The organism is Cognatishimia sp. MH4019 (genome assembly GCF_020177595.1).
Taxonomy (GTDB): Bacteria; Pseudomonadota; Alphaproteobacteria; order Rhodobacterales; family Rhodobacteraceae; genus JAHTBL01.
The window spans coordinates 100,029-125,116 of sequence record NZ_JAHTBL010000005.1 but is presented as its reverse complement, the minus strand read 5'-3'; the positions used below and the strand labels follow the sequence as shown (position 1 = coordinate 125,116).

The 25,088-nt window shown below is 61.2% G+C and carries 26 protein-coding genes; 19 read left to right on the top strand and 7 right to left on the bottom strand.

Features of this window, described 5'->3' with window-relative positions; genetic code table 11:
* Window positions 1-26 precede the first annotated feature (26 nt).
* The gene (gene fsa, locus KUW67_RS10585) at window positions 27-680 is read right to left on the bottom strand and encodes a fructose-6-phosphate aldolase (protein ID WP_224825272.1); all 654 of its coding nucleotides are present in this window, start codon (window positions 678-680) and stop codon (window positions 27-29) included.
* Window positions 681-766: 86 nt separating this feature from the next.
* On the opposite strand from fsa, the gene KUW67_RS10580 reads away from it, so the two are divergent.
* Window positions 767-2,962: a primosomal protein N' gene (locus KUW67_RS10580; protein ID WP_224825271.1), complete on the top strand. Its 2,196-nt coding sequence runs from the start codon at window positions 767-769 to the stop codon at window positions 2,960-2,962.
* Here KUW67_RS10580 and KUW67_RS10575 read toward each other — a convergent pair.
* Window positions 2,959-4,020 (bottom strand): YeeE/YedE family protein, encoded by a 1,062-nt coding sequence (locus KUW67_RS10575; protein WP_224825447.1) that lies wholly within the window; start codon window positions 4,018-4,020, stop codon window positions 2,959-2,961. The two genes, KUW67_RS10580 and KUW67_RS10575, sit on opposite strands and share 4 nt — an antisense overlap.
* Before the next feature lie 97 nt (window positions 4,021-4,117).
* On the opposite strand from KUW67_RS10575, the gene KUW67_RS10570 reads away from it, so the two are divergent.
* The 3 genes from KUW67_RS10570 to KUW67_RS10560 all read left to right on the top strand — a co-directional run bounded on the left by KUW67_RS10570 (window position 4,118) and on the right by KUW67_RS10560 (window position 6,686).
* Window positions 4,118-5,359, top strand: coding sequence for an MFS transporter (locus KUW67_RS10570; protein ID WP_224825270.1), 1,242 nt, complete (start codon window positions 4,118-4,120; stop codon window positions 5,357-5,359).
* A 9-nt stretch (window positions 5,360-5,368) separates the two neighbouring features.
* Window positions 5,369-6,247 carry a 50S ribosomal protein L11 methyltransferase gene (locus KUW67_RS10565; protein WP_224825269.1) on the top strand — a complete coding sequence of 293 codons (879 nt, stop codon included), beginning with the start codon at window positions 5,369-5,371 and terminating at the stop codon, window positions 6,245-6,247.
* A gap of 259 nt (window positions 6,248-6,506) precedes the next feature.
* A complete protein-coding gene (locus KUW67_RS10560; RefSeq protein ID WP_224825268.1) occupies window positions 6,507-6,686 on the top strand; it encodes a hypothetical protein in 180 nt (59 codons plus the stop codon).
* Between the two features lie 79 nt (window positions 6,687-6,765).
* Here the strand turns inward: KUW67_RS10560 and KUW67_RS10555 are convergent, their stop codons facing one another.
* Window positions 6,766-6,978: a DUF1127 domain-containing protein gene (locus tag KUW67_RS10555; RefSeq protein WP_224825267.1), complete on the bottom strand. Its 213-nt coding sequence runs from the start codon at window positions 6,976-6,978 to the stop codon at window positions 6,766-6,768.
* Between the two features lie 325 nt (window positions 6,979-7,303).
* Between KUW67_RS10555 and ruvC the strand changes: the two genes are divergently transcribed.
* The 14 genes from ruvC (at window position 7,304) to KUW67_RS10485 (ending at window position 19,797) form a co-directional block, all read left to right on the top strand.
* On the top strand, window positions 7,304-7,810 hold the full coding sequence (ruvC, locus tag KUW67_RS10550; RefSeq protein WP_224825266.1) for a crossover junction endodeoxyribonuclease RuvC: 507 nt from the start codon (window positions 7,304-7,306) through the stop codon (window positions 7,808-7,810).
* Window positions 7,807-8,460, top strand: a complete 654-nt coding sequence (gene ruvA / locus KUW67_RS10545; protein WP_224825265.1) for a Holliday junction branch migration protein RuvA — start codon at window positions 7,807-7,809, stop codon at window positions 8,458-8,460. The genes ruvC and ruvA overlap by 4 nt, the downstream gene beginning before the upstream one ends.
* A gap of 3 nt (window positions 8,461-8,463) precedes the next feature.
* Window positions 8,464-9,483 (top strand): Holliday junction branch migration DNA helicase RuvB, encoded by a 1,020-nt coding sequence (ruvB, locus tag KUW67_RS10540; RefSeq protein WP_224825264.1) that lies wholly within the window; start codon window positions 8,464-8,466, stop codon window positions 9,481-9,483.
* Between the two features lie 63 nt (window positions 9,484-9,546).
* Entirely contained in the window at window positions 9,547-10,170 is a 624-nt protein-coding gene (locus KUW67_RS10535) for a hypothetical protein (protein ID WP_224825263.1), read from the top strand.
* A complete protein-coding gene (gene ybgC / locus KUW67_RS10530) occupies window positions 10,167-10,556 on the top strand; it encodes a tol-pal system-associated acyl-CoA thioesterase (RefSeq protein WP_224825262.1) in 390 nt (129 codons plus the stop codon). The genes KUW67_RS10535 and ybgC overlap by 4 nt, the downstream gene beginning before the upstream one ends.
* 114 nt (window positions 10,557-10,670) lie before the next feature.
* Window positions 10,671-11,342: a protein TolQ gene (tolQ, locus tag KUW67_RS10525; protein WP_224825261.1), complete on the top strand. Its 672-nt coding sequence runs from the start codon at window positions 10,671-10,673 to the stop codon at window positions 11,340-11,342.
* A 1-nt stretch (window position 11,343) separates the two neighbouring features.
* Complete coding sequence (locus tag KUW67_RS10520; RefSeq protein WP_224825260.1) at window positions 11,344-11,814, top strand: ExbD/TolR family protein; 471 nt, start codon at window positions 11,344-11,346, stop codon at window positions 11,812-11,814.
* A gap of 7 nt (window positions 11,815-11,821) precedes the next feature.
* On the top strand, window positions 11,822-12,919 hold the full coding sequence (locus tag KUW67_RS10515; RefSeq protein ID WP_224825259.1) for an energy transducer TonB: 1,098 nt from the start codon (window positions 11,822-11,824) through the stop codon (window positions 12,917-12,919).
* Window positions 12,919-14,244, top strand: a complete 1,326-nt coding sequence (tolB, locus tag KUW67_RS10510; RefSeq protein WP_370634960.1) for a Tol-Pal system beta propeller repeat protein TolB — start codon at window positions 12,919-12,921, stop codon at window positions 14,242-14,244. Before KUW67_RS10515 ends, tolB begins: the two co-directional genes overlap by 1 nt.
* Window positions 14,245-14,310: 66 nt before the next feature.
* Complete coding sequence (gene pal, locus KUW67_RS10505) at window positions 14,311-14,823, top strand: peptidoglycan-associated lipoprotein Pal (RefSeq protein ID WP_224825258.1); 513 nt, start codon at window positions 14,311-14,313, stop codon at window positions 14,821-14,823.
* 12 nt (window positions 14,824-14,835) lie between these two features.
* Window positions 14,836-15,657: a tol-pal system protein YbgF gene (gene ybgF, locus KUW67_RS10500; protein ID WP_224825257.1), complete on the top strand. Its 822-nt coding sequence runs from the start codon at window positions 14,836-14,838 to the stop codon at window positions 15,655-15,657.
* A gap of 74 nt (window positions 15,658-15,731) precedes the next feature.
* Complete coding sequence (gene tilS / locus KUW67_RS10495) at window positions 15,732-16,886, top strand: tRNA lysidine(34) synthetase TilS (RefSeq protein ID WP_370634959.1); 1,155 nt, start codon at window positions 15,732-15,734, stop codon at window positions 16,884-16,886.
* Window positions 16,887-16,989: 103 nt separating this feature from the next.
* Complete coding sequence (ftsH, locus tag KUW67_RS10490) at window positions 16,990-18,909, top strand: ATP-dependent zinc metalloprotease FtsH (protein ID WP_224825255.1); 1,920 nt, start codon at window positions 16,990-16,992, stop codon at window positions 18,907-18,909.
* Window positions 18,910-19,197: 288 nt separating this feature from the next.
* Window positions 19,198-19,797, top strand: coding sequence for an MOSC domain-containing protein (locus KUW67_RS10485; RefSeq protein ID WP_224825254.1), 600 nt, complete (start codon window positions 19,198-19,200; stop codon window positions 19,795-19,797).
* Here the strand turns inward: KUW67_RS10485 and KUW67_RS10480 are convergent.
* On the bottom strand, window positions 19,794-20,222 hold the full coding sequence (locus tag KUW67_RS10480; RefSeq protein ID WP_224825253.1) for a PaaI family thioesterase: 429 nt from the start codon (window positions 20,220-20,222) through the stop codon (window positions 19,794-19,796). The genes KUW67_RS10485 and KUW67_RS10480 overlap by 4 nt on opposite strands.
* A 43-nt stretch (window positions 20,223-20,265) precedes the next feature.
* On the opposite strand from KUW67_RS10480, the gene KUW67_RS18480 reads away from it, so the two are divergent.
* Entirely contained in the window at window positions 20,266-21,126 is an 861-nt protein-coding gene (locus tag KUW67_RS18480) for a LytTR family DNA-binding domain-containing protein (RefSeq protein ID WP_224825252.1), read from the top strand.
* Here KUW67_RS18480 and pdeM read toward each other — a convergent pair.
* The 3 genes from pdeM to KUW67_RS10460 are packed head-to-tail and all read right to left on the bottom strand — an operon-like array spanning window position 21,103 to window position 25,073.
* A complete protein-coding gene (gene pdeM / locus KUW67_RS10470; RefSeq protein ID WP_224825251.1) occupies window positions 21,103-21,777 on the bottom strand; it encodes a ligase-associated DNA damage response endonuclease PdeM in 675 nt (224 codons plus the stop codon). The genes KUW67_RS18480 and pdeM overlap by 24 nt on opposite strands.
* A 40-nt stretch (window positions 21,778-21,817) precedes the next feature.
* Window positions 21,818-24,262 (bottom strand): ligase-associated DNA damage response DEXH box helicase, encoded by a 2,445-nt coding sequence (locus tag KUW67_RS10465; protein WP_224825250.1) that lies wholly within the window; start codon window positions 24,260-24,262, stop codon window positions 21,818-21,820.
* A 40-nt stretch (window positions 24,263-24,302) separates the two neighbouring features.
* Window positions 24,303-25,073: an NAD(P)-dependent oxidoreductase gene (locus KUW67_RS10460; RefSeq protein WP_255596796.1), complete on the bottom strand. Its 771-nt coding sequence runs from the start codon at window positions 25,071-25,073 to the stop codon at window positions 24,303-24,305.
* Window positions 25,074-25,088 lie beyond the last annotated feature (15 nt).

Genomic DNA, 25,088 nt, shown 5'->3' with positions numbered 1-25,088 from the left:
GTGTTTTCAGGGTCTATAGCAGACCCTTACAGGATTTTCTGCCCTGTTTTTGCCCAATCGGCCAGGAAAGTTTCCAGACCCTTATCGGTCAGCGGGTGCATTGCCAGCTTTTTAATCACTTCCGGCGGCGCGGTCATCACATCGGCGCCGATGCGCGCGCTTTCCAGCACATGGTTCACGGTGCGGATGGAGGCGGCGAGAATTTGCGTCTCGAACCCGTAATTGTCATAGATCGTGCGGATATCCGCGATCAGGTCCATGCCGTCGATGTTGATGTCATCCAGACGCCCGATGAAAGGCGAGATGAAGGTCGCGCCCGCTTTCGCGGCAATCAGCGCCTGATTGGCCGAGAAACACAGCGTGACATTAACCATTTTGCCTTCGCCCGACAGCACCTTACAGGCTTTCAGCCCGTCCCAGGTCAGCGGCAGCTTCACGGTGATGTTTTCGGCGATTTCCGCCAGCTTGCGGCCTTCGGCGATCATTTCGTCGGCTTTGGTTGCGACCACTTCGGCGCTGACCGGACCGTCGACCAGATCGCAAATCTCTTTCGTCACTTCCAGAATATCGCGCCCCGATTTCAGGATCAGCGAGGGGTTCGTCGTGACCCCGTCCACCATGCCCAAATCGTTGAGTTCGGCGATTGCATCAATCTCGGCAGTGTCTACAAAGAACTTCATCGGGCAGGTCCTCATCGGGTTCGCGTTGTTTGCGCTACCGTCTAACGAATTCAGGGCCGGGGGTGAACCCCAAAGCGGAGAAGCGCGTGGACGAGCGGTCATTCTTTGATGAAGGCGAATTGGTGGGGGTGCTGACGACACAGCCGCTGGACCGTCTGCTGGATTACAAAGCGCCGGAAGGCGGCTGCTTTCTCGGCGCGTTTGTCGAGGTTCCGCTGGGCCCGCGCAAAGTGTTGGGCGTGGTTTGGGGGGCAGGCAAGGGCGATTATGACCGCAGTAAAATCCGGCCCATGAACCGCGTTTTGGACGCAGCCCCGATGCGCGAAGAGATGATGTTGTTCCTACGCCGCGCCGCCGATTACACGTTGACCCCGATGACAGCGATGCTGCGCCTTGCGACCCGCGCGCCGGGGCTCAGCGACCCGCCGTCGATGCGCAAAGTCTACCGGATGGGATCGGGTGCGCCGGATCGGGAGACGGCGGCGCGCACGAAGGTGTTGGCGGTGCTCAGCGACTATGGCGGGCTGTCCTTCACGCTGAAAGAACTGTCGGACATGGCGGGGGTCACGTCTTCGGTCGTCAAGGGCTTGGTCAAGCAAGGGGCCGTGCGCGAAGAAGACGCGCCGCGCGACACGCCTTACCCGATGCTGGAGCCCGCTTTGCCCAGCAAGGAATTGACCGCCGATCAAGCCGCAGGCGTCGCCGCCTTGAAGCAGGCCGTCGCGTCGGGAACTTACGGCACGACGCTGCTGAAAGGCGTCACCGGATCGGGCAAAACCGAGGTCTATCTTGAGGCCGTCGCGGAATGCCTCAAGCAAGGTCGCCAAGCGCTTGTCCTGCTTCCTGAGATCGCGCTAACCGCCGAATTCCTGACGCGGGTCGAGGCGCGCTTTGGCGCAAAACCCGCCGAATGGCACTCCGGCGTGACCATGACCGAACGCCGCCGCGCGTGGAAAATGGTCGGTCAAGGCGGCGCGCAACTGGTCGTCGGCGCGCGCTCGGCGTTGTTTCTGCCTTATCAGGACCTTGGTTTGGTGGTGGTCGATGAGGAACACGACACCTCCTACAAGCAAGAAGACGGGGTGCTGTACAACGCCCGTGATATGGCCGTTTTGCGTGCGTCGATCTGTGGGGCGCATGTGGTGCTGGCGTCGGCCACGCCGTCGTTGGAAAGCTGGGCCAATGCCGAGGCTGGCAAGTATACCAAGCTGGAATTGACCTCGCGCTTTGGCGAGGCCGTGATGCCCGACATGCGCGCGCTGGACATGCGGTTGGAAAACCTGCCGGGCACCCGGTGGATTTCCCCGACGCTGCAACGCGAGGTGCAAGCGCGCGTCGAAAAGGGCGAACAATCGCTGCTGTTCATCAACCGTCGCGGCTATGCCCCCGTCACCATCTGCCGCGCCTGCGGGCACCAGATAGGCTGCGATAATTGCGATGCGCGCATGGTCGAACACCGCTTTCTGAAACGCCTCATGTGCCACCAATGTGGTGAGACGAAACCCATGCCAGAGGCGTGCCCGTCTTGCGGAGTGGAGGGTAAGCTGGCCCCTGTTGGGCCGGGGGTTGAGCGGCTGGCCGAAGAAACCAAAGAGCTCTTTCCCGATGCCCGCGTCGCGGTCCTTTCGTCTGACCTCTTCGGGTCCGCCCGCGCGTTGAAAGAGCAGATCGAGGTGATCGCCGCAGGCGAGGCCGACATCATTGTCGGCACGCAATTGGTCGCGAAGGGGCACAACTTCCCGCTGCTGACATTGGTGGGTGTGATTGATGCTGATCTGGGCCTTCAAGGCTCCGACCTGCGGGCGGCGGAACGGACGTTCCAACTGATGCGCCAAGTTGCGGGCCGCGCCGGGCGGGCCGAAAAGAAAGGCACCGCCCTGCTGCAAACCTATCAGCCCGAACACCCCGTGATCCGCGCGATCCTGTCGGGGGATGAGGAAGGCTTTTGGCAGGCCGAAGCGCGCGAGCGTCAGCATGTGGGCGTGCCGCCTTACGGGCGCATGGCAGGCATCGTTTTAAGCAGTCCGAATGTGCAGGAGGTCTTCGATCTGGGCGGCGCGATGGCGCGCGAGATCAAGCCGCTTCACGCCATCGGCGCGCAGGTTTTTGGCCCTGCGGCGGCCCCTATTGCGCGCATCCGGGGGCGTCACCGCGTCCGCCTGCTGGTGAAAGCCGACAAAACGGCGCCGCTGCAAAGCGCGTTGCAAAAATGGGTGGCTCAGTTCAAAATTCCAGGCAATGTCCGGCTGTCGATAGATATCGACCCGCAGAGCTTTTACTAAGCCGGCACGCCAAGCCCGCGCGGTTCCAGCAGCAGTGTCGCCAAGACCCCGCCGACCCACATGAAGAACAGCGCGCACCACGCGGTCGCTACCATGATCGAGCCGCCCGTGACGCCCGCGCCAATCGCGCAGCCCCCCGCCAGCATGCCGCCAAAGCCCATCAGGGCCGCGCCCGTCATGGCGCGACGCATGTTGGCCTCGCCTTCAAAGCCCTGGAACTTGAACTCTCCGGCAAGCAAAGCGGCGACCCCAGCCCCGGCGAAGACCCCAGCAATCAAGCCGATATCGAAGTCGATCAGCGCATCGCGGCTGAGAAAAAACATCAGCGTGTGGGCCGACGGCCCGGTGAAAGTCGCGCTTTCTATCTGCACCGGCTCGAACGCGACTTGGGCGAGTGCGAAGGTCAATATCCAGCCGACCGCCACGGCAAACCCGACGCCCGAGGCGAAGACCAGCCGCCGCGCACCGATCCGGTTGCGCCGTGCCAGAACCAGCGCGAGCACGGCCAACGCGAGACCGCCAATCAGCGGCCCAAGCCCCGGCACTCCAAGCGCTGCGGCAAGGTTCACATTCGTGCCACCTTGAGTCGTCCATAGCGCTGCAAGGCTGTCGCGTGCAGGCGTCAACCAGCCCGACAGGCTCATCTGTGCCACCACCGCAAAGATCAGCCCCGATACGACCGACCGCAAGTTGCCCGTCGCCGCCAGCACCAGCAAGCGGCCTGAACAACCGCGCGCCAGCACCATGCCCACGCCAAATATCAGCCCGCCGATCACGGCCCCCGACCAACTGCCCGGCACCGCCATCATCCGCGCATCCTCGCCTCGCATCAGGCCAAGCGCCTGTGCGCCTTGAACCCAAACCAGTGCTGTCGAAAAGGTCAGCAACCACACAGCGACCTTGTCGCCCAGCTTGCCATGGGCAAACTCCACTGTCGCTGCCCGCAGACAAAACCGCGAGCGCTGGGCGGCGACGCCGAAAATCAGCCCGGTTATCAACCCGAAGAGAGCGGCGGCGTTGGCCTCTCCGATCCGTTCAACCAAGGGCAGGATGTCGATACTCATGGCGGCGTTCATATGCGCCAAATTGAATACCTACCTTGATGCAGATCAGTTTTCTCTCGCCAAGCGGGCAGCACAGGCGTAGACCCGCGCCATGAAGTTGCACCCCAATATCCTGCCGCTCGCCGAGGCCCGGCACCTGCCGGTTTGGCGTCGCCCGATCGCGCTGCTGTTTTTGATGTCGGCGGCAATGCCCATCGCCTTTGCCACGTGGTCTGCGCTGCTCAACAACTTTGTGATTGAGGTCGCGGGCTTTGACGGCTCTGACATTGGCTGGCTGCACACCGTGCGCGAAATCCCAGGATTTTTCGCCATCGGCGTCATCGCCATTATCATGGTGATGCGCGAGCAAATCCTTGGCGTGATTTCCCTGCTTTTGCTGGGTGTCGCCACTGCGCTGACGGCGTATTTCCCGACCATGGGCGGCATCCTGACGATCACCATGCTCAGCTCGATCGGGTTTCATTATTACGAGACCGTCAACCAAAGCCTGCAATTGCAATGGATCGACAAGAAACGCGCGCCGCAAACGTTGGGCTGGCTCATCGCGGCAGGCTCTGCGGCGACTTTCGTGGCCTATATCTGCATCGTGCTGACATGGCGGGCCTTCGATCTGTCCTACAACATCGTTTACATGATTGCGGGCGGTATCACGGCGGCAATGGCGCTCTTTGCGTTCCTCGCCTATCCGCAGTTTGAGGCGCCCAATCCGCAGATCAAGAAAATGGTGCTGCGCAAACGCTACTGGCTTTATTATGCACTGCAATTCATGGCAGGCGCACGGCGGCAAATCTTTGTCGTTTTCGCAGCCTTCATGATGGTGGAGCAGTTCAATTTCGAGGTCGACCAGATCACCTCGCTGTTCTTGATCACACTTGTGGCCAACATGGTTTTCGCCCCAATTCTGGGCCGCATCGTCGCCCATTTCGGAGAGCGCAATGCGCTGGTTTTTGAATATGCCGGGCTGCTCTGCGTGTTCCTGGCCTATGGCGGGATTTACTGGTTCGGTTGGGGCGTCGTGGTGGGCGCTGCGCTTTACGTGATTAACCACATTTTCTTCGCACTGGCTTTGGCGCTGAAGACCTATTTTCAGAAGATCGCGGACCCCGGAGATATCGCCCCCACCGCTGCTGTGGCTTTCACGATCAACCATATCGCGGCGGTCTTCCTGCCAGCCGCGCTGGGCTATCTTTGGCTGACCTCGCCTTCTGCCGTGTTCCTGCTGGCGGCGGTAATGGCGGGCGTGTCGCTGACCCTCGCGCTGCTGATCCCGCGCCATCCCGAGCCAGGGAACGAGACCATCTTTTCGCGCCCCATGGGCGTGCCTGCCGAATAAGGACCGCCGATGACGACCTTCACCGCGCTTACCACACTGACCGGCAAAGGTCCTGCCGAGGCGCTGGGCCTCGCCATGGAACGCCTTGAGCCCGAACCCACCGGCGTGGGTGTCTTCGAGATCGAGGATGGCTCCGGCTTGTGGGAGGTCGGCGGTTACTTTGTCGAAACGCCAGACGAGGCTGCGCTGGCCGTGCTCTCGGCCGCGTTTGACGCAAAGCCCTTCGTCGTATCCGAACTGCCTGAAACCGATTGGGTCGCGAAAGTGAAACGCGAGTTGGCTCCCGTCGCCGCGGGGCGCTTCTTTGTCTATGGCAGCCATGATGCCGACAAGGTGCCAGAGGGGGCCGAGCCGTTATTGATCGAGGCCGCCATGGCCTTTGGCACCGGACATCACGGCACGACACTGGGATGCCTTCTGGCGCTGGATAAGCTGGTGGGCGAGGGCGTGCCTGTCGGCTCCACCCTTGATGTGGGTTGTGGCACCGCCGTGCTCGCCATGGCCGCCGCGCGCATCTGGGATCATGAGGTTGTGGCCAGCGATATCGACGCCGTCGCGGTCGAGGTGGCCGAGGCCAATATGCGTGCCAATGGGCTGGAAGGCCGGGTTTTATGTCTTGAGGCCACCGGCACCGATCATCCCCGGATTGCCGCCCGCGCGCCTTTCGATCTGGTCTTTGCCAATATCCTCAAAGGACCGCTGATCGCTCTGGCGCCTGATTTGGCCGAAGTCACTGCGCCCGACGGCCACGCCATCCTGTCCGGTCTTCTGAATGAACAGGCCGAGGAGGTCGCCGCCGTTTACAAAGAAAACGGATACAATCTTGTCGATCACCAGCAGATTGGTGAATGGAGCACGTTGCTTCTCCGCAAAAGACCCTCGAATTAACCTGAATTGAGACAAGTTTTAGGGGTTTGCCCCAATTTCGCCGTATTCCTGCGCGTTAATACTTCATCTTTTTTTAAGGCATCATTTGGAGGCTGCCATGGGAGAGTCCCATCTCCAGTTCGATGACAGAGTGCGCGGTCTGCAACGCAAACACCAGAAATTAGCAGGTGGCGTAGTGCATTCGGTCAACCATGACGGACTGATTATAGCAAGGCCCAGGCGTGGCCGTATTCAATTCCCCATCAAAGGCTTGTTCCTGATGGTCAGCGCCTTTTTCATCTTCAAGTCTTTCCTGCTGGGGTATCTTGGCTCAATCACCTATCTGGAGCGGGTCGAGAAACTGTCACTTGGCACGATTGTCGAACAGGCTGGCGCGGCCCTTATGAAGCCCGACCCGATTTCGATCTGGCTATTGGACACATATCGCCTGTTCTTTTGACGCTGGCTGAAACGCACAAAAAAAGCCGCTCTGATCGTCAGCGCGGCTTTTTCTATCTTATGAAGTGGCAGATTGCGCCTTAGCGGCGGGACCAGTTCATGTCGTCCACGTCGGCAAGGCTCAGGCCGATGTCTTCCAGCTCACGTGCGGTGAGTTTCGACAGGCTCTTGCGGGTCACGCGTGCGTCGTTCCATGCGGCGATCATGCCGACAACATCAAAGATGCGTTTCATCAAGCCGCCTGCCAAAGCAGGGGATGCGGCCATCGGGCGGGTAGTATCAAAAGCGGCCATTTTCGATGTCCTTCCAGGAATGTGGCGTAGCGTTTTTGCTGTTCTGTAAGCCGCACCTAGGAGCGTTTTTTGCGTCGCACAAGCTGCTAAAATCGCATGGGTGTCATGCTGGAATTGCATAGCTCAAACGAGCGTTAACACCTTGTTGAACAATGTAAAAATCCGACTTCAAAAGTGTCGTTTTTGAGCCTGTGAAAGGCGAAAGCGACGCCTTGCCCAATCGAAAACGACACGAGCCTTTCAAATTGTTCGCACTATTCGTTCTTGGCGTTTGTTCGCCTTTCGTGCTACTGCGTCAGAAAAGCAACAATAGCAGGGGCCGAGCATGCGCGTTTTGGGGATTGATCCCGGTTTGCGCAATATGGGGTGGGGGGTGATTCACGTCTCCGGCCCGCGCATCACCCATGTCGCGAACGGTGTGTGTCGCTCGACTGGCACGGATCTGGGCCAGCGGTTGTTGCAACTTCATCAGGCGCTCAGCGCGGTTCTGATCGAACACGCCCCGGAGACGGCGGCGGTCGAGCAGACATTCGTCAACAAAGACGGCGCTGGCACCCTGAAATTGGGTCAAGCACGCGGCATCGCCATGCTGGTCGCCGCTCAAGCGGGCCTTGCGATTGGTGAATACGCCCCCAATGCCATCAAGAAAACCGTCGTCGGCGTCGGCCATGCCGACAAGCGTCAGGTCGATCATATGGTCCGCATGCAATTGCCGGGTGTGGAAATCGCCGGGCCGGACGCGGCGGATGCCTTGGCAATTGCGATCTGCCACGCGCATCACGCGCAATCCGCCAACCATCTTGAAGCCGCCTTGAAGCGGGCATCCGCATGATTGGCAAGCTCTCCGGCCGGATCGACTATCGCGGGTCAGACCACGTCCTGATCGACGTGCGCGGCGTGGGCTACATGGTCTATTGCAACGAACGCACGCTGGCGGGTTTACCCGGTGTCGGCGAGGCCGTGGCGCTCTACACCGACCTTCTGGTGCGCGAGGACCTGTTGCAACTGTTCGGCTTCACGTCATTGGTGGAAAAAGAATGGCACCGCCTGCTGATGTCGGTGCAAGGGATCGGCGCGAAAGCGTCGATGGCGATCCTTGGCACGCTTGGCCCCGACGGCGTCAGCCGCGCGATTGCGCTGGGCGACTGGAACGCGGTGAAGGCCGCCAAAGGGATCGGCCCCAAAACCGCGCAACGCGTGGTGATCGAGCTAAAGGACAAAGCGCCAACGGTGATGGCCATGGGAGGCAGCGCCCCACCGACCGCCACAGAGGTCGACACCGATGTGATCGAGGTGATCGAAACGCCCGCCACCCCAGTCTCCGGCGCGGCCCAATCCGAGGCGCTGTCTGCCCTTGTCAACCTCGGCTATGCGCCGGGTGAAGCCGCCAGCGCCGTCGCTGAAGCTGCGGGCAACGATCCCTCTGCCGACACCACGACGCTGATCAAAGCGGCGCTGAAACTGCTGGCTCCGAAAGGGTAGGGCATGACAGAACCCGACCCGACATTGCGCCCCGAACGCCAAGCCGAAGACGCGGATCGCGCGCTTCGGCCCCAGCACTTGTCCGAATTCATCGGTCAGGCCGAGGCGCGGGCGAACCTGTCGGTGTTCATCCAATCCGCCCGCCAACGCGGCGAGGCGATGGATCACACGCTGTTTCATGGCCCCCCTGGTTTGGGCAAGACGACGCTGGCGCAGATCATGGCGCGCGAGTTGGGTGTGAATTTCCGAATGACCTCGGGGCCGGTGCTGGCCAAGGCGGGCGATCTGGCGGCGATTCTGACCAATCTGGAAGCACGCGACGTGCTGTTCATTGATGAGATTCATCGTCTGAACCCGGTGGTCGAAGAGGTGCTGTACCCCGCGCTCGAAGACTTCGAGCTGGATCTGGTGATCGGCGAAGGCCCCGCCGCGCGCACCGTGCGGATTGAGCTACAGCCGTTCACGCTGGTCGGTGCCACCACGCGCCTCGGCCTGCTGACCACGCCGCTCCGCGACCGCTTTGGTATCCCGACGCGGCTGCAATTCTACACTGTGGAAGAGCTGCACGAGATCGTCACCCGCGGCGCGCGCCTGCTGGGCGTGCCGATTGAAGAAGCCGGTGCGCGCGAGATTGCAAAACGGGCGCGCGGCACGCCCCGGATCGCCGGGCGGCTGTTGCGCCGGGTGGTGGATTTCGCGCTGGTCGAAGGCGACGGGCGCATCGGGCAGGCGATTGCCGATAATGCGCTGACGCGCTTGGGCGTGGATCATCTGGGGCTGGATGGGGCCGACCGGCGCTATCTGCGCCTGATTGCCGAGCATTATCAGGGCGGCCCTGTCGGCATTGAGACCATGTCCGCCGCGCTATCGGAAAGCCGCGACGCGTTGGAAGAGGTGATCGAGCCTTACCTGCTGCAGCAAGGTTTGATCCAGCGCACGCCGCGCGGACGGATGCTGGCCCAGCGGGCGTGGACGCATTTGGGGCTGGAGGCGCCCAAGGGGCAAAACGATCTATTCGGTTGAGCCTTTGGCGACAGGATTCTATGCCTGCGGCGCGAGTATTTTTGCAAAGATGAAAGGGCATCAATGACACCCCATCAGGTGCAGGCACTGTTTACGCGCGGCGATGGCAGTTTCCTGTTTGCCCGCTGGGGGCGCCCGATTGCGCCTGTGGCCTTTGGGGTCGAGGATCAGACAATTGGTGTGCTGAAAGGCGCGATTGAGGCGGTTTGCGCGCTGGCCGGGCATCAGATGGCCGAGACTGATCCAGAGCTTGGCAGCAACATGATGCTGTTTTTCTGCCGTGACTGGGACGAATTGCTGGGTGTGCGCGATTTGGATCGTCTGGTGCCTGATTTGGGGCCTTTGGTGGCGCGCCTGAAAGACGCGGATGCCAATCAATACCGGATTTTCCGCTTCGACGAAGCGGGCGCGATCAAAGCCTGTTTCATCTTCCTGCGGATGGACGAACAATTATCTGCGGTGCCGGCGGAGACTTTGGCACTAAGCCAGATTGTCCAAAGTATCGTGCTCTGGTCGGATGTGGCGTTTCGCGAGGCCTCGCCGCTGGCGGTGGCGGGGGAAACCACGGTGCTGCGCCCTGACATCGCGCAGGTGATCCGCGCAGGCTATGATCCGGTCTTGCCCGCTGTCGCCCAAGATGCCAGCCACGCGTTGCGCTTGTTTGCCCGTATGGAGGTCCCCCAATGAGCCACCGGTTTGAGCTGCGTGTGTATTATGAAGACACAGATCTGGCGGGTATTGTCTATTATGCCAACTACCTGAAATTCATCGAACGCGCCCGCAGTGAGTATGTGCGCGAGATGGGCGTCGATCAGGTCGCTATGAAAGACGAAGACGGCGTCGTCTTTGCCGTGCGCAAGGTTGAGGCCGACTATCTGTCGCCTGCGAAATTCGATGACGAGCTGGTGGTTGAGACCACGACCGAGGCGATGACCGGCGCGCGGATCATCTTTCGCCAAGACGTCAAACGGGCAGATCAGTTGCTCTTTAGCGCGCTTGTGACCATCGTGGCCATCAACGAGGCGGGCCAACCCGCCCGTCTTCCAGCGAATATCCGCCGACAGGTTCACTAAGACGCGCCAGTCTCGCGCTTGTGAGATGCAATTTGTTGGCGTTTGGCCAAGGAATGCGGTAATTCTGACGTCATAAGAGGTCAGAGAGACCCGTAACGGCGAGAGCAGGCAATTATGGAATCAGTCGATTTCTCGATGTGGGCGCTATTCGCGCGCGCAACGATCACGGTCAAAATCACGATGATATTGCTGATTGTGGCGTCCTTCTGGGCGTGGGCGATCATCATTCAGAAAACCCTCAACTACCGGGCCGCGCGACGCGAGGCGGCGGTCTTTGATGAGGCGTTCTGGTCCGGCCAGCCCCTTGATGGGCTGTTCGACAAGATCGGGCCGAACCCGTCAGGGCCGTCCGAGAAGATATTCGCGGCCGGAATGTTGGAATGGCGCAGATCGCATCGCACCGATGGTGGGCTGATCGCCGGGGCGCAAAGTCGGATCGACAGGTCCATGGATGTGGCCATCGCGAAAGAGGCGGAAGGGCTGCAAAAGAATTTGGCCGTGCTGGCGACCGTGGGCTCCACCGCGCCGTTTGTGGGGCTTTTCGGCACCGTTTGGGGCATCATGAACGCGTTTATCGAGATTGCAGAGCAGCAGAATACCTCGCTCGCCGTGGTCGCCCCCGGCATTGCCGAGGCGCTTTTGGCCACTGGTCTGGGTCTGCTGGCCGCGATCCCGGCGGTGATCTTCTACAACAAGCTCAGCGCGGATAGTGATCGCATTGTCGGCAATTACGAATCCTTTGCGGACGAGTTTGCCACCATCCTCAGCCGTCAGTTGGACAGCTGATATGGGCGGCGGGGTCATGCAAAGCGACGGGGGTGGCGGCGGCAGACGGCGCCGCAAAAGCCGCGCGCAACCGATGGCAGAGATCAACGTCACGCCGTTTGTGGATGTGATGATGGTGCTGCTGATCATCTTCATGGTCGCAGCCCCCTTGATGACGGTGGGCGTCCCGGTGGAGCTGCCGAAAACAGCCGCCAACGCGCTGGAAGCAGGTGAGGAAGACGAGCCGTTGACGATCACGCTGACCGCCGAGGGCAGCCTGCAGCTGATGACGACCGAGATTGCCGATGACGATCTGATCCCGCGCCTGCGCGCGATTGCTGCCGAGCGGGTCGATGACAAGATCTTCCTGCGCGCGGATGGGGCCATTCCCTACGCGCGCGTTGTGCAGGTCATGGGCGCTTTGAACGCGGGCGGGTTCAGCAATATCGGGCTGGTCACGGATACGGGCGGCCCGACGCTGGGCGGGAACTGAGGCCATCGTGCAGACGGGGTATTATATCTCAGGCGCGGGCCACGCGGCTTTGATCGGCTTTTTGCTGTTCGGTGGGGTGCTCTCGACCGAGCCTTTGCCGTTTGAGACGACAAGCAATGTGTCGATCATCTCGGGCGATGAGTTCGCGGCCCTGATCGCGGAAAGCAGCCCCGATGCGGTCGCGTTGACCCCGGATCAGGCCGATGCGCCCCAAGCCGAAGAAGCGCCCGATGTGGCTGCTGTGACGCCGGTCGAGGAAGCGCCGCCGCCCCCACCGCAAGAGGCCCCCGCGCCTGAGGATCCGCCGGATGTGAGCACGCTTACGCCACCTGTTGCCGAAGTGGAGCCCGAGGCCCCCGCAGAGCCTGCGCCGCCTGTCCCGGTCGAGCCGGTGACGACTGCCTTGCCTGAGGCCGAAGAGGCGCAGGAACAGCAAGCCGACCGTGTGGCGCCAGAACCTGTTGCGCCGCCTGCACCGGACACGCAAGTGGCAGACACCGTTCAAGACGCCGTCACTGAAAGCGATGAAGGCACTGAACAGGCCGAAGAAGCCCCTGAAACCGCGCCCGAAGCCGCCGCGACCGAGATCGTGACCGAAGCCGAGACGCCCGCCAGCGCGCCGCAGCAATCCATGCGCCCGCAAGTGCGCCCGTCGCGACCCGCACCTGCGGAAACGCCCGAAGAGACGCCCGCGCCGGACGCACCAACAAATGATGCGATTGCCGATGCGGTCGCCCAAGCTGTCGCCAATCAGCAAAGCACATCGGACGTTCCCAGCGGCCCGCCCCTGACACGGGGCGAGAAAGACGCGATGCGCGTCGCGGTCTCCAGCTGCTGGAATGTGGGTTCGCTGTCGACAGATGCGCTCGGCACCACCGTCGTTGTCGCCGTCGAGATGGCCGAGAACGCAACGCCTGTGACCAGCTCCATCCGGATGCTGTCCTTTGAGGGCGGATCTGAAGCGGGCGCACGGCAGGCTTTTGAAGCCGCACGGCGAGCGATAATCCGCTGCGGTGCACGGGGCTATAATCTTCCCCGTGAAAAATACGGCCAATGGCGCGAAATTGAGATGACATTCGATCCAAGCGGAATGAGGTTGAGGTAATGCGGGCAATTCTGATCTTTCTGGCGATGGTGTTCAGCCTCGCAATCGGCTCCGTCGCGGTGGCGCAGGACGGCCCTTTGAGGCTGCGGATCACCGATGGTGTGATTGAACCGATGCCGTTCGCGATCCCGGCCTTTCAGGCGGAAAGTGCTGCCGCCGGGCAGCTCGCCAGCGATATCAGCCGCGTCGTAGCCGCTGACCTGACGGGAACCGGGCTCTTTCGTGAAATCTCGCCTGATGCGTTCATCTCGACGGTCAGCAATTTCGCCTCTCCGGTGCAATATGCCGACTGGAAGGCGATCAACGCGCAAGCGCTGATCACCGGGGCCGTGAACGCGGACGGGCAGGGCAATATCAACGTGAAATTCCGCGTCTATGACGTGTTTTCTGGGGCCGAGCTGGGCACGGGTCTGCAATTTGCAGGCACTGCCGATGGCTGGCGGCGCATGGCGCATAAAGTGGCCGATGAGGTCTATTCCCGCATCACCGGCGAAGGGAAATACTTCGACAGCCGCGTGGTTTTCGTGTCGGAAACCGGCCCCAAGAACGACCGTCGCAAGCGTCTGGCGATCATGGATTACGACGGCGCGAATGTGCAGTATCTGACCGACAGCAGCGCCATCGTTCTGGCCCCGCGCTTCTCGCCCGATGGCAGCCAAGTGCTTTACACCAGCTACGAGACGGGCTTTCCGCGCATCTACGTGCTGGACGTGAACAATGTGGGCCGCCGCGCGATTGATCTGCCCTCTGGCACCATGAGCTTTGCACCGCGCTTTGCGCCTGACGGGCAAACGGCGGTCTTCTCTCTGACCACAGGCGGCAACACCGACCTTTATGCGGTCAATCTGAGTTCTGGCAATCTGACGCGGCTGACCTCGGCTCCGTCGATTGAGACCGCGCCCAGCTTTTCGCCCGATGGCAGCCGGATCGTCTTTGAGAGCGACCGCAGCGGCAATCAGCAGCTTTACGTGATGCCTGCTAGCGGGGGCGAGGCGACGCGTATCAGCTTTGGGGCAGGGCGCTACGGTACGCCCGTGTGGTCGCCGCGCGGCGATCTGGTGGCGTTTACCAAGCAAAATCGCGGACGCTTTCATATCGGTGTGATGCGGCTGGATGGCTCCGAAGAGCGCTTGCTGACCGCGTCGTTCCTCGATGAAGGCCCCACATGGTCGCCCAATGGCCGCGTGATCATGTTCACGCGTGAAACCCAAGGCGCGCAGGGTGCGCCCTCGCTTTATTCGGTCGACATCTCGGGCCGGAATCTGAAACCTATCCGCACCGAGGGTGGTGCATCCGACCCCTCATGGTCGCCGCTGCAACGCTGATTCCCTTGGGCGGGCAAAGCTGATAGACTGATCTGAAATGAGCATAGAAAAATACAGGATAGCACCATGAACAGTTTGAAAATCGCAGTGTTGGTCGGGGCGGCTTTCGCTCTGGGCGCATGTACGAATGCGGGCCGCTTTGACAATGACGGCGGGTTTGGAGCGGATGGCGCAGGCGCGGGCTTTGACGTGGGATCGGCGCAAGACCCCAACTCGCCCGCCTATTTCAGCCAGACCATCGGCGACCGGGTGCTGTTTCTGGTCGACCAATCCTCGTTGACACCACAAGCGCAGACGGTGTTGGCAGGCCAAGCCGCATGGCTCGCCAATAATCCGGAATTCACCGCCGTGATCGAAGGTCATGCGGATGAGCAAGGCACACGCGAATACAACCTCGCGCTGGGCGCACGCCGGGCCAATGCCGTGCAGGAATATCTGGTCAGCCAAGGGGTTGCGGCCACGCGCCTGCAAACGCTGACCTTCGGAAAGGAACGCCCGCTTGAGATTTGCTCGGACGAGAGCTGCTATGCCAAGAACCGCCGCGCGGTCACGGTGATCGCAGCAGGCGGCACCAGCTAAGGAGCTGACGTGATGTTTCGACTCCTCGCTCTTGTTCTGGGCCTTGCCTTGGCGCTGCCCGCTGCGGCTCAGGACGACCAGACACTGGCTGATATCCGGCAGGAACTGTCGGTGCTGTTTGTGGATATTCAGCGCCTCAAGCGGGAGCTGTCCACAACGGCCGCACCCAGTGGCACGGGCGCAGGCGGATCGGTTCTGGAGCGGGTCGATGCCATCGAGATGGAATTGCAGCGCCTGACGGCAAAGACCGAACAGCTGGAGTTTCGCGTGAATCAAGTCGTGAGCGACGGCACCAACCGGATCGGTGATCTCGAGTTCCGCCTCTGCGAGCTTGAAGCAGACTGCGATATCGCCTCCCTTGGCGAAGGCTCCACCCTCGGTGGCGGCGCGGCCCCTGCCACGCCTGTGGCCCCCGCAGCACCCGCGCCGCAAACGGACGTGTCGCAATTGGCTGTCGGCGAAGCAGAGGATTTCCAGCGGGCGTCGGAGGCGCTCGCATCCGGTGACTTTCGAGCCGCCGCTGACCAGTTGGCGACCTTTAATGAGACCTATCCGGGCAGCCCAGTAGCCGTCAAAGTCGACCTGATGCGCGGCGAAGCGCTGGAAGGTCTGGGTGACATGACCTCTGCCGCGCGCGCCTATCTCAACGCGTTTTCGGGTGATCCCAACGGGGCCGACGCCCCGCGCGCTTTGTATAAGCTGGGCGCATCGCTGGGCGCTTTGGGCCAGACGAACGAGGCCTGCGTGACACTGGCCGAAGTGCAGACGCGCTTTCCCACATCGGCATCCGTCGCGGATGCACAGGCCGCACAAAGCTCTTTCGGCTGCTCGTGACGCTGGAGGCGTCGTTTGCAGCAGCCTGCACGCGCGCTCTAGGGGCCGGGTTTTCTGATAAAATTGGTGTCGCTGTGTCTGGCGGCGGGGATTCCACCGCCCTTCTGGTCCTGGCTTGTGGCCATTTTGGGCCGGACCGTGTCACCGCGCTGAGCGTCGATCACGGTCTGCGCCCCGAGGCCAAGCGCGAGTTGGCGCAAGTGGCTGACCTTTGTGCGCTTCTGGGTTGCGCCCACCGCATTTTCACATGGGACGACTGGGACCAGCGCGGCAACCTGCAGGCCGAGGCCCGTGCCGCGCGTCACCGCCTGATGGCCGAATGGGCCACGCAGACGGGCATTCAGACCATTCTTCTGGGTCACACGGGCGACGATCAGGCCGAAACCGTGTTGATGCGCCTTGCTCGTGGTTCCGGCGTGGATGGCCTGGCTGCAATGCAGCCTGTGCACACCCAAGACGGGGTCCGCTGGGTGCGCCCGTTGCTGGAGATGGCCCGCCAGGACCTGCGCACATTCCTTCTGGCACGCGGCACCGTCTGGTCCGAAGACCCCACCAATGAAGACGAAAGTTTTGACCGCATTCGTCTGCGCAAAATGATGCCGGAGCTGGCCAAGATCGGGCTGGACCGCGCGCGGCTGGTGCAAACCGCCGCCCATATGAGCCGCGCCCGCACTGCCCTGCGCCAGCAGGTCAAGGCGCTTGCTGCCCAGACAGTTCAGCAACAGGCCGGTGATCTGCTGATCGCCCGCGCGGGCTTTGAGGCCGCGCCGCCCGAACTGCAAAGCCGTCTGATGTCAGACGCGCTCTGTTTTATCAGTGGTCAGACCTACCCGCCGCGCTACGCGGCCTTGTCGGCGCTGCTGCAAGACGGTGCCGGGACGTTGCATGGCGCATTATTGGTCTCAGACGCCAAAACCCTCCGCCTGACACGCGAAGCTGCCGCCTTGCGCGATGCGGATTGCGGCCCCGACGCCCTTTTTGATGACCGCTGGACGCTGATCGGCCCGATGGAGCCGGGCCAACGCGTGCGCGCCTTGGGCGAGGCTGGTCTGGCTCAGCTCGACAGCTGGCGCGCCAGTGGTTTGCCCCGTGCCAGCCTTGCTGCCAGCCCTTCAATTTGGCACGGCGAGACGCTGATCGCGGCCCCTTTAGCGCATTTTAACCCCGCATGGCGTGCCGAATTGGTCGGAAATCGCGCGGATTTCGCCGCATACCTGCCGGACGTGTGATTTATCGCATTGAAGTAGCCCGCCTGATCTCTATCTTAAGTGGGTGGCTGATGGATTCCGTCGTGGTCTCCACCGTGCCGACAGATTTTTAAGGAGAATTTCCTTGGGCAACGCGAGAAACATCGCCTTCTGGGTGGTCCTGTTTTTGGTCATCCTTGCGCTCTTCAACCTGTTCAATGGCGGGCAGAACAATCTGCAAAGCCGTTCGATCAGCTATTCCGAGTTCGTCGCCGCCGTTGATGGCGGCAACGTGGCGCAGGTCACGCTGGATGGCGAGCAGGTCCGCTTTCGTGGCAATGACGGCAATGACTATGTGACGATCAAGCCGACAGATGCCGAGATCACGCAAATGCTGATCGACGCCGACATCCCGGTGCAGGCGCAGGCTCAGGAACAGTCTGGCTTCCAGACCTTCATCCTGTCGCTGCTGCCGTTCCTGCTGCTGATCGGTGTCTGGATTTACTTCATGAACCGCATGCAAGGCGGTGGCAAAGGCGGCGCGATGGGCTTTGGCAAATCCAAAGCCAAGATGCTGACCGAAAAGCATGGCCGCGTGACCTTTGATGATGTCGCTGGCATCGACGAGGCCAAGGAAGAGCTGGACGAGATCGTGGAATTCCTGCGCAACCCGCAGAAATTCTCGCGCTTGGGCGGCAAAATCCCCAAAGGTGCGCTGCTGGTGGGCCCTCCGGGTACTGGTAAAACGCTGCTGGCCCGTGCTGTGGCCGGTGAAGCGGGTGTGCCCTTCTTTACGATTTCCGGTTCCGATTTTGTGGAGATGTTCGTGGGTGTCGGCGCGTCTCGCGTCCGCGACATGTTTGAACAAGCCAAGAAAAACGCGCCTTGTATCGTCTTCATTGACGAGATCGACGCCGTGGGTCGCCACCGTGGCGCAGGTTACGGCGGCGGCAATGACGAACGCGAGCAGACGCTGAACCAGCTGCTGGTCGAAATGGACGGCTTTGAAGCCAACGAAGGCGTCATCATCCTTGCCGCGACCAACCGTAAGGACGTTCTGGACCCCGCATTGCTGCGCCCCGGTCGTTTTGACCGTCAGGTCACTGTCGGCAACCCCGATATCAAAGGCCGCGAGAAGATCCTTGGCGTGCATGCCCGCAAGACCCCGCTTGGCCCCGATGTGGACCTGCGGTTGATCGCGCGCGGCACGCCCGGCTTCTCGGGTGCTGATCTGGCCAATTTGGTGAACGAGGCTGCCCTCATGGCCGCTCGTGTCGGACGTCGTTTCGTGGCGATGGAAGATTTCGAGAACGCCAAGGACAAGGTCATGATGGGAGCCGAGCGTCGCTCTATGGTGCTGACGCCCGAGCAAAAGGAAAAGACCGCCTGGCACGAAGCGGGTCACGCGATTGTGGGTCTCAAGCTGCCCAAATGCGATCCGGTCTACAAAGCCACGATCATCCCGCGCGGCGGCGCGTTGGGGATGGTGGTGTCCTTGCCTGAGATTGACCGTTTGAACTGGCACAAGTCCGAATGTGAGCAGAAGCTCGCCATGACGATGGCTGGCAAGGCGGCGGAAATCCTCAAATATGGTGAGGATGAAGTGTCCAACGGTCCGTCTGGCGACATCCAGCAAGCCTCTGGTCTGGCGCGCGCGATGGTGCTGCGCTGGGGTATGTCCGACAAGGTCGGCAACATTGATTACCAGCAGGCCCATGAAGGCTATATGGGCAATGGTGCCGGTGGCTTCTCGATTTCCGCGGCAACGAAAGAGCTGATCGAGGACGAGGTCAAGCGCATGATTGATGAGGCCTATGTGAAGGCCAAATCCATCCTTGAAGAGAACTATGAGGAGTTCGAGCGTCTGGCCAATGGTCTGCTGGAATACGAGACCCTGACCGGCGACGAGATCAAGCGTGTCATCGCGGGCGAGCCGCCCCATGTCGAGGACGATGATGATGGCTCTGACGCAGGCAATGCGCCGTCGATCACCGCAATTCCGAAAACGAAGCCGAAAAAGCAGCGTCCGCCGGAAGGCGATCTGGAGCCGGAACCCACCGCCTGATCCGATCGTAAGACAACATGCAACGCCCCGTTCTGAAAAGGACGGGGCGTTTTGCATGTTGGGGGAGCCTTCGGCGAGGATACTTGGAAAAAGCGAAGCGGCTTCCAGTAAAGAAATCTAAAAAGCGAAGCGGCTTCCAGTAAAGGACTCAAAAAAAGCGAAGCGGCCTCCGACAAAGCCTTAGCCGAACCGACGAGGCGCGCGCAATTTTAGATAAATCAGCAAAGTTCAGATTGCGGATCGGCAAAGGGCAAGGCAGGTTTCGCACAGCTGATCCGGAGACCCCCAATGCCCGCTTTGATCCCCACATCTTTCACTGCCAAGATTACCTTTCTGGGCCGCGTGCCGGATCGCGAGGCCTCCTTGCGCTCAGAGCCGCTGGACGAGGTTTTCGCCAGCTTTTCCGGCGTCGCCGGCGAGGATCACGGGGGTGAAACGCGCGCCTCTTGCAGCCGGGTGATCTCGCAACATCCGCGTGGGACGACCATCCGCAATGTGCGCCAGTTCGCCATCGTCTCGGCCGAGGAAATGGCCGAGGTGACCGCAAAAATGGGCGTGGACCATTTCGATCCAACCTGGGTCGGTGCGTCGATGGTGATCGAAGGCTTGCCAGATTTCACCCATCTGCCGCCATCGTCCCGCCTGCAATCAGAAGCGGGCACGACGCTGGTTGTCGATATGGAAAACCGCCCGTGCCATCTGCCCGCCAAGGTCATTGACGAGGATGCGCCGGGGCATGGCAAAGCCTTCAAGGCCGCGGCCAAGGGCAAGCGCGGGATCACTGCCTGGGTCGAGCGGGAAGGGCCGCTGAAACTGGGCGACACGCTGGTACTCCATATCCCCGATCAGCCCGTCTGGCCCCATCTTGAGGCTGCGCGCAAAGGCTAGACTGGCACCATCGTGCCTTGCAGTATCGCGACATGGGTCTCGGTCTCGCCCTTGAGCGCGTAGACATCGGCAGCCGTGACGAACAGCCGTCGCCCCGGTTTGATCACCCGCCCGCGGGCAATCAGCTGCTCTCCTGTCGCGGGGGCCAAGAGGTTGATCTTCATCTCGGCGGTCATCACCTCGGCGTCGTCGGGCATCATGGTCAGCGCCGCATAGCCCGCCGCACTGTCGCCCAATGCAAAGGTCAGCCCCGCATGGACAAACCCGTGCTGTTGCAAAGCATGCGGCTGAATAGGCGCGCTGAGCGTAACGCCGCCCTCTGAGATCGCTGTGATCTTGGCACCAAAACCTTGCATCATTGCCTGACGGTCAAAGCTATCGGTGATCTTACGCGCACGAATTTCGTCGATATTGATCTTGCTCATGGACCCCTCTAAACTGATTAGTCTATTTGCATTATACCTAGCAGTGCTTAGGCGTTGTCTCACAGTTCACTTACGAGAGCATCTCAAGATCGGCCAGATACTTCATACTCACAGTTACCTTGATCGGCTCAAAGACGATCTGCGCAATCGATATGGCAGTCCGATCCCTATTTCGATCTGCTGTTGCGCCACCATTATCCTGACATTGATCGGCCCGTTCGGCACCTATGGCAAGGCCACTGATCTTCAGATGTTCCTCTATTGGGGGGGCATCGTGTTCTGGGCGGCGATCACGTCGATCTTTTTGTCCAGCCTTGTGCGGGTGTCGATGTCATCGCCCAGCATTCTGGCCACCTCGATCTCGGCTTTTCTCTTCACGCTGACATTCACGCCCTTCCTAATCTGGTTCAACAACGCTGTTCTGGGAGATGCCGCGGGCCAGCGACCGTCAAACCTGAAATTGGGGTTGTACGTGCTGATCATCACATCGGCCATCGGCGGGCTGATTTATCAGATCGAGAAAAACTTCAAGATGTCCAAACCGACCGGCCCGCGCCTTTGGCGTCGCCTGCCGCAAGCGTTGCAGACCGACGTGATCCGTCTGTCCAGTGATGGGCATTTTGTGTCTGTGCATACGGTCGCCGGTCTGCACCGTCTCCGGATGCGCTTTGCGGATGCCACGGCCGAGATGGACAATGTCGAGGGCGGCTGCGTGCACCGTTCTCACTGGATTGCGCGCGCGCATGTGCGCGAGGTGCGTACTCAGAACAATCGCCCGTTGCTGGTGATGTCGGATGGCACAGAAGTGCCCGTCAGCCGCACCTATCGTGGCGAGGCCGAGCGGATGGGCCTGCTCCCGTCAGAGCGTAAACCCGCAGGCCTACAAACCTCCCGACAGGCATAGCGGAATGCGCTGGGGCGCTGGCCCCATCAGAACCGCATGGGCGTCCGCCGCCAGCAACCGCGCAAACGCCGGATCATCCGCGCGCAAACCGCCGGTATAGGTGCCATAAGACGGCATGATCAGCCGCGACGTATCAAAGAGAAACGCAGGCCGCGAGATCACGCGTCCGCGCGTCGGCAATTGCACTTTGGGATGATAATGCCCCGAGATTTCGCCAGACGCGCCAGGCCTTGCGATATGGCGCAGCACCAGCGGGGCGAGCGGCAGTTCGGCCAGATGTGTGCCGCCGAAATCCAGCGGGCCGGGGTCGTGATTGCCCTCAATCCAGACCCAGCGCCTCCCGGCTTGCAACCGTTTGATCCACAGGCGTTCATCCTCGGACAGGCTTTCAGCGGCGCTGCGATCATCAAAACTATCGCCCAAACAGATCACGCTTTGCGCGCCTGTGGCCGCGATATCCGCCTCCAGCCGCGTCAGCGTATCGCGTGTTTCATAGGGCGGAAGCATCATGCCGCCGCGCCGGGCGATGCGCTCGGACTTGCCCAGATGCAGGTCTGACACGATCAGCATCTGCCGATCCGGCCAATGCAGCGCGCCGGTGCCAAGGGCGATCAGGCGACACCCGGCCAGAGACAGTTCAACTCCGTTCATGCTTTGTTCAATGCCCGTATTGCCTCCCCGTTTCAAGGGTTTAGTAAGGCACGCGCCACTGCTTCTTTTCCGGCTCAGGCGTCTCGCCCCGCAGGGCAATCGCCATCAGACGCTCGGCCTCTTCGGCCAACAAGCGCTCTTCGGCCAGCCCTTTGACTGGCACGCGCCCCGGTTCCAACAACAGCGGAGCGGCCAGCGGCGTCAGGCGCGGCAACGTGCGATGATCAATCCGCGCGCCGACCCGTTCGATCATCTCTTCGATGCGCCCGAAATCGACCAGACCGCGCGTTGCCTCCTCCTGCGTGATTTGCATCATCAGGTGATCGGGCTCGTATTTCTGTAGCGTGTCATAAAGGATATCGCTTGAAAACGTGGCCTGCCGCCCGGACTTGCGCTGGCCAAGCGAATTGCGTTCCAAAAGCCCCGCGATATGCGCGCTGGCCTTGAAGGTGCGCTTCATCACAGCGTTGCCCGCCAGCCAAGTCTCGAACCCGTCGCGCAAGGTCTCACGTTGGAAAATCGGCGCGGGATCGGTCAGCGGATCAAGCCCCCAGATCATCGTTGCGTAATCCGTGGCGACGAATCCCAGCGGGTTCAGCCCCATCTCTTCCATTCGTTTGGTGACCAAAAGCCCCAATGTTTGCATGGCATTACGCCCCGCAAAGCCATAAACGACCGTATAGGGGCGGCTGTCCAGATCGAAACTTTCGATCAGCAAGCGGTCAGGCTCGGGCAACTGGCTGACCTCGCGCTGTAGCCGCAGCCAATCCGCTGTATGTCTGGGCAACTCCGGCCAATCCTCTTGCTGAAACATCCGCAAAATGCGGTGCGACAACTGGGTTGAGGTCGCAAATTTCGTGCCCAGAAACGTCGCGATTTTCGGATTGTCCGAGCGCCTGCGCGTGACCTCGACCGTCATCTCGCGCAGGTTCTCATAGCGCACGACCTGCCCGCCGATCAGGAAGGTATCGCCGGGGGTCAGGGTCGCGGCGAACCCTTCCTCGACCTCGCCCAAAGGCTTGCCTCCCGCGCGGTTTTTCAGCCGTACTTTCAGCGTGTCGGTGTCCTGAATCGTGCCGATATTGGCCCTGATCCGCTGCGCCGCGCGTGGGTCCCGCAACTGCCAGCGCCCGTCGGGCAGCTGCTTCAAACGCTGCCAGCGATCATAGGCGCGCAGCGCGTAGCCACCTGTCGCACAAAACGCGACGCAATCGTCAAATTCAGCCCGCGTCAGGTCCGCATAGGCCCCCGCGGTCGTGACTTCCGCATAAAGCGCATCCGCCTCGAACGGGCCAGCGGCGGCCGTGATCAGGATATGCTGGCACAGCACATCACGCGGCCCACGCCCGCGCGGGTCGCCATCCAGATCAGCCTCTTTCACGGCGTTCAGCGCGGCGATGCATTCCACCACCTCGAACCGGTTGGCGGGCACCAGCAACGCCTTGGACGGCGCATTATAGCGGTGGTTCGCCCGCCCGATCCGCTGCACAAGGCGTTTCACATTCTTCGGCGCACCGATCTGGATCACCAGATCCACGTCGCCCCAGTCGATACCCAGATCGAGGCTCCCTGTGCAGACAATCGCCTTCAACGACCCGTCCACCATCGCCTGCTCGACCTTCTCGCGCTGCGCTTTCGCCAGCGATCCGTGGTGGATGCCGATGGGCAATCCTTCGTCATTCGCCAGCCACAGATTGTGAAAAAACAGCTCGGCCTGCGCACGGGTGTTATGGAAAATCAGCGTCGTGTTGTGCTTGCGGACTTGTTCCAGAACCGCAGGGATCGCATATTTCGCACCGCCACCGGCCCAAGGAGGCGGCTCGTCAATCGTGAGCATCTGGATATCGGGTGCAGGCCCCGGATCGGCGTGAATAATCTGCGTCGGGTCAGGATGCTTGGCCAGAAACCGCGCGATGGCCTCGGGGTCTTCGACCGTGGCCGACAGGCCCACCCGTTTCAGGTCAGGGCACAATGTCTGAAGCCGCGCCAGCGCCAGCATCAGCTGGTCCCCACGTTTGGATTCCGACAGTGCGTGGATCTCGTCCACGATGATCCTTTTCAGCCCCTTGAACATGCGCGGGGCGTCTTCATAGGACGTTAACAACGCTAGACTTTCCGGCGTGGTCAGCAAGATATGCGGCGGGTCCGCGCGCTGGCGTTTCTTGCGCGTGGCGGTGGTGTCTCCGGTGCGGTCGTCGATGCGAATGGGCAGGGCCATTTCATCGACCGGCGTGCGCAAGTTCCGCTTGATATCAGCGGCCAAGGCCTTGAGCGGCGAGACATACAGCGTGTGCAGCCCTTCATGGGTACCATCCGCCAAGTCATTGAGCGTAGGCAGAAAACCCGCCAGCGTCTTGCCCCCGCCCGTTGGTGCGATCAGCAATAGCGACGGCGCGTCGGCCTTTTCCACCATTTGTTGCTGATGCGGATGCACGGCCCAGCCTTTCGAGGCGAACCAGTCATGAAAGATCGGCTTTAAATCCATACCGTTCCATATAGGGCGACGGTTGGGATTTTGAGTATTTTTACAAAGATGAAGCCACAGGACGGAGCTTTAATATCACCTGGCGCACCGCTTCGGGCAGGGCGGTATCCGCATCTTCCGGCAAGGCATCGAGCGCTGCATTGATGTCTTTGACAAGGATGCCGATCGAATTGTCGTCCTCGAACCCGTGCTGGGCGAATTCGATGGTGTTCCAGCCCGACGCAAGCCAGTTCTGGCCCGAGGATGTCTCGATCAGATGCAGCAGTTTTTCCTCGTTCAGTCCGGCCTCTTGCGCCCACGCCATGACCAGTCGCGTCATCGCAGTAGAGCCTGCGGCCAGCAGATTGTTCAGCACCTTCGCCTGCGCGCCATTGCCGAAGGGGCCCATTCGGTGCTGATGCGCGCCCATGGCCTCAAAAAGCGGTTGGAGTTGATCTAGCGTTTCGTTGTCGCCGCCCAGCATGAAGGACAAACGCGCCTCTTGCGCGGCGATCACGGCGCCGGACATGGGCGCATCGACCAAGGCGATGTGATCCGGCACGCGGGCGCGCAGCGAACGGACGTATTTCGGCGAAAGGGTCGATGAAATGACGATTGTGCGCAGCGTTGGCGAGGCGATAAAATTGCCCCGTCCGAACAGCACATCATCGGTTTGCGCGTCATCGCGCACCACCGAAACCAGCGTCTCAACCCCATCTGCGGCCTCGGTGGGCGACGTCGTGATCGGCAGATTGCTGTCCTTTTCAACCAGATCATAGCCGCGCGCGGGAAGGCCCGCCGCGACCATCGCGGCGAGCATCGGGTGGCCCATGCGGCCGCATCCTGC